Origin of the sequence: Pedobacter sp. (assembly GCF_045628745.1) — a bacterium.
GTDB lineage: Bacteria > Bacteroidota > Bacteroidia > Sphingobacteriales > Sphingobacteriaceae > Pedobacter.
The window spans coordinates 1-3,818 of record NZ_JAZQPU010000403.1 but is presented as its reverse complement, the minus strand read 5'-3'; the positions used below and the strand labels follow the sequence as shown (position 1 = coordinate 3,818).

Below are 3,818 nucleotides of genomic sequence, written 5' to 3'. Positions count from 1 at the left end.
ATTTCGGCAGTAATTACGGTAAGCAGTTTATCTTTATCGTTACAGGGTTGATATTAGGCTTTTCTATCCTCTTGCTTGATGCCAAATTCTTCAGCGTCTTCTCTCCCATTGTCTATGGCATCACCATGTTACTGCTCATTGCCGTACTGGTGGTCGGTAGAAAAATTGCCGATCACCAAGCATGGATTCCTATTGGAAGTTTCAGGCTCCAGCCCTCAGAATTCGCTAAATTTGGTACAGCACTGCTCCTTGCCCGTTACGTAGGTACTTTTAGTCCTAAATTTAAAGACTTTAAGTCTATTTTATTTGCAGCGCTCATTGTAGCTCTTCCCTTGTTTTTCATTATGATGCAGCCAGATACAGGATCTGCATTAGTGTTCCTGGCCTTCATGTTTCCTCTTTATAGGGAAGGTTTATCGGGTTATTTCCTGCTCATCTTTCTAGGCATGATTGTGCTGTTTGTAGCGGTATTCCTGTTACCCCTATATGTGGTTATTCCCAGCATTTTAATTGTAGGAGCCTACGCGATCTACCTCAACAAAAGAAAACAGAAAATGATGCTCTCCATAGGGTTGGCTACCATCATTGCCATTGCCTATCTATTTTTGGTGAAGCTTACTTATACCAAAGTATTAGAGCCTCACCAAAGGAGCAGAATTGAAATTATGCTCGGCTTAAAGACTGATCCTAAAGGTGCGGGTTATAACGTTATACAATCTAAGATTGCCATTGGCTCCGGACAACTACATGGCAGGGGATTTTTAATGGGTACACAGACGAAATATGGCTATGTGCCTGAGCAAAGTACCGACTTTATCTTCTCCACCATCGGTGAAGAGTGGGGATTTGCCGGCTGTATGGTATTAATTGGGCTGTATTTATTTTTGCTGCTGAGGGTGATCAACCTTGCCGAGCGACAAAGATCTACCTTCTCCAGGGTATATGGCTATTGTGTAGCCAGTATTATCTTTTTCCACGTATTTATCAACATCGGGATGACCATCGGCATTGTACCCGTTATTGGTATCCCCCTCCCTTTTATCAGTTACGGGGGTTCGTCATTGTGGAGCTTTACAGTACTCTTGTTTATCTTTCTTAAATTGGACTCTAACCGGATGGGCTTTATTTAACAGGGAAACGCCTGCTTAAAAGCTCGTAAAAACGATCTACAGTTTCTTGCTTTGACTGCCAGTCATTTTTGATGGCATAATTATGTTGTAGAAACTGATCTGCCGTTTTAAAATCAGGCATTTTATTAAGCAGCTCTATCACTTCTGCATAAGCCAGCGAGTAGCCATGAAACAAATCTTTAATAAAGATCAGCTTGTCGTTTAGGCTGATGGCTTGTTTCAAATCTTTAATGTCTGTTCTGGAAGGTTCGGCATTGCTGCTTGCATGACGTTTATTGGCAAGCAACTCATTTAAGGTCAGTTTAGGCTGCTCTTCAACAACAGGGTCTTTTACAGGCGCAGGTTCAGCTGCTTTTACTTCTTCCCTCAATTCTGCTTTTACAGGCGCTGGTTCAGCTGCTTTATCAGGCGCTTTAAATTCCTCTTTCATTTCTGTTTTAACTTCAGTAACTAGAGGCAACACCACTTCTTCTTTGATCACTTCTACCATTAAAGGTTCTTCTTCAACCTCCTCCAATATCTGGGAAACTAAAAAAGGCTCAGGTCCTACTTCTTCTTCAACATGTGAATTTTCTTGTGGCTCCACATGCGCTTTTAAAGCTTGTTTCTTCGCAATAATTTCCTGCTCTTCAGGAGTCAGCGGGCGATTAAAAAGTTCGCCTACATGTTGCTCTTCAAACTCAAATTGATCACCATGATGATCGTTATCCAGCAAGAACTGGAAAGGATCTGGCGTTTGATCAACTGATAAATTATTTTCCTTTTTTTCTGCCGCTGAAGTATTTGCTGCTGCTGCAGGTAGAGATTTGAACGCCTGCTGACCTTGAGCTTTGATGACGATCTGGATATGATCTCTTAAAAAATTGGCATTAGAAAGAAATAAAGATAATTCTAACTCATTGACAGACTGCGGATTATCTACCAATTCCTGGTATTGATCTTGTAGCTCTGTTAATATATTTCCTATTTTCTTAAAAAGGTCCCCTTGGTTCATCATGGTCTAGTAACGGTAAAATGGCTGTTTTATGTTGGTAACTTGACTATCAAAAGTACTACAAAATTCTGATATTTGCCGACTCTAAAGTTTCAACAAACAGGATGTTATTCAGCGAACAAAATTACAAAAGAGGAATTTACCGGGGTAGTATAGAAGTTATTTGTGGGTCAATGTTCTCGGGAAAAACCGAAGAATTGATCAGAAGATTGAAAAGAGCGCAAATAGCAAAGTTGAAAGTTGAAATCTTTAAACCCAGAACCGACATCAGGTATGATGTGAGTGATGTGGTGTCGCACGATGCCAATTCTGTGCAGTCTACCCCTGTTGACCACTCTTCAGAAATCTTGTTTTTAAATGCCGATACGCAGGTAGTGGGTATTGATGAAGCGCAGTTCTTTGACGCAGAACTCCCTGCGGTATGTAATAAGCTGGCCGAAAAAGGCATCCGTGTAATTGTGGCAGGCCTTGATATGGATTTTACAGGCAAGCCTTTTGGGCCCATGCCTGCTTTAATGTGTATTGCAGAACTGGTTACTAAAGTAAATGCCGTTTGTGTATGCTGTGGCAGTCCGGCGATGTATTCTTTCCGTAAAGTATCCAGCGAGGCCACAGTTTTATTGGGTGAAAAAGAAAGTTACGAGCCCCGCTGCAGATTCTGTTACCACATGACAGAAGCGTAGTAAATGATGCCTTACAGACTGGCATGATTTTGACTAACGTTCATTTATGCCTTCAACTGTGGTTGCCTCAATGAAGTATTTTCCGGAGCGACAAACCTTAAGGATCTTTTATGTTTCCGGAAAAATATACGACTATAAAAATGTTCCACAAGAACTCTATGATGAAATGCGTGCAGCGCACTCTAAAGGTAAATTCCTCAATGAAAGAATTAAGGGGCATTTTAATTTTAAGCAGGTAAACCCTGCTTAATTGTGCTGTGCTTACTCAGAAAGCCTTCCCCCCTTTATTTTGTGGAACGACTATTGAAGCATTGTCTATCCTAAGAATGTATGAATTAATTAACTCAACTCTTTTTTTATGGATACCATGACCACAGTTTCACAAGTACTCACTCACCTCAAAGAAATAGGGTATACAGAAGATTTTAACCTGGCAGAAAATGGGCTCATCCCCGCAGGGAAATCATTAAAAATCCATCCTGAAGATTTTGTTGTCGACAAACATTACCGCTTTGAAGGCATGTCAGATCCGGGGGATGAAGCTGTAGTCTACGCCATCTCTTCCGCTAAACATAATATCAAAGGGACGCTGGTTAATGGTTATGGCATATACAGCGACGCTGCCACTGATGAGGTGGTGAAGGTGCTGGAGGAGAAATCACGGGAAACCCCGGCCTCACCAACCCGGGTAAAGTTCAATGAAGCTACGCCATTAAGGCCTGAAGGCGAACGCCCTTTGGATGCCCCCATAGTGACCATGAACCTTAACTCTTTTATAAAACAAATTAAGGCAGAACAAGCATGGCACACCGGCGACCGCAATGCCATTACCATATTTAAAACCGATAGCCTCAGGATTGTATTGGTTGCTTTGCATGAAGGTGCTGAAATGAAAGCGCACACCGCGACAGGCGTAATGAGTGTGCAGGTAATGGAAGGCCATATCAGCTTCCGCACCAGTTTGCAGACTGCAGAATTGCAAAGCGGACAAATGCTGGCCCTGCATGCCGG

5 protein-coding genes are annotated in these 3,818 nt (G+C 42.0%); 4 read left to right on the top strand and 1 reads right to left on the bottom strand.

Annotated elements, in window-relative coordinates; genetic code table 11:
• Positions 1-1,130: rod shape-determining protein RodA (gene rodA / locus ACR2F7_RS14730; RefSeq protein ID WP_432714307.1), on the top strand; the 1,130-nt coding region annotated here is incomplete at its 5' end.
• Here rodA and ACR2F7_RS14725 read toward each other — a convergent pair.
• Complete coding sequence (locus ACR2F7_RS14725) at positions 1,123-2,127, bottom strand: hypothetical protein (RefSeq protein WP_432714306.1); 1,005 nt, start codon at positions 2,125-2,127, stop codon at positions 1,123-1,125. The genes rodA and ACR2F7_RS14725 overlap by 8 nt on opposite strands.
• A 101-nt stretch (positions 2,128-2,228) precedes the next feature.
• Between ACR2F7_RS14725 and ACR2F7_RS14720 the strand changes: the two genes are divergently transcribed.
• The 3 genes from ACR2F7_RS14720 to ACR2F7_RS14710 form a co-directional block, all read left to right on the top strand.
• On the top strand, positions 2,229-2,807 hold the full coding sequence (locus ACR2F7_RS14720; protein ID WP_432714305.1) for a thymidine kinase: 579 nt from the start codon (positions 2,229-2,231) through the stop codon (positions 2,805-2,807).
• Positions 2,808-2,853: 46 nt separating this feature from the next.
• Positions 2,854-3,057 carry a KTSC domain-containing protein gene (locus tag ACR2F7_RS14715; protein WP_432714304.1) on the top strand — a complete coding sequence of 68 codons (204 nt, stop codon included), beginning with the start codon at positions 2,854-2,856 and terminating at the stop codon, positions 3,055-3,057.
• Positions 3,058-3,165: 108 nt separating this feature from the next.
• Positions 3,166-3,818: hypothetical protein (locus ACR2F7_RS14710; RefSeq protein ID WP_432714303.1), on the top strand; the 653-nt coding region annotated here is incomplete at its 3' end.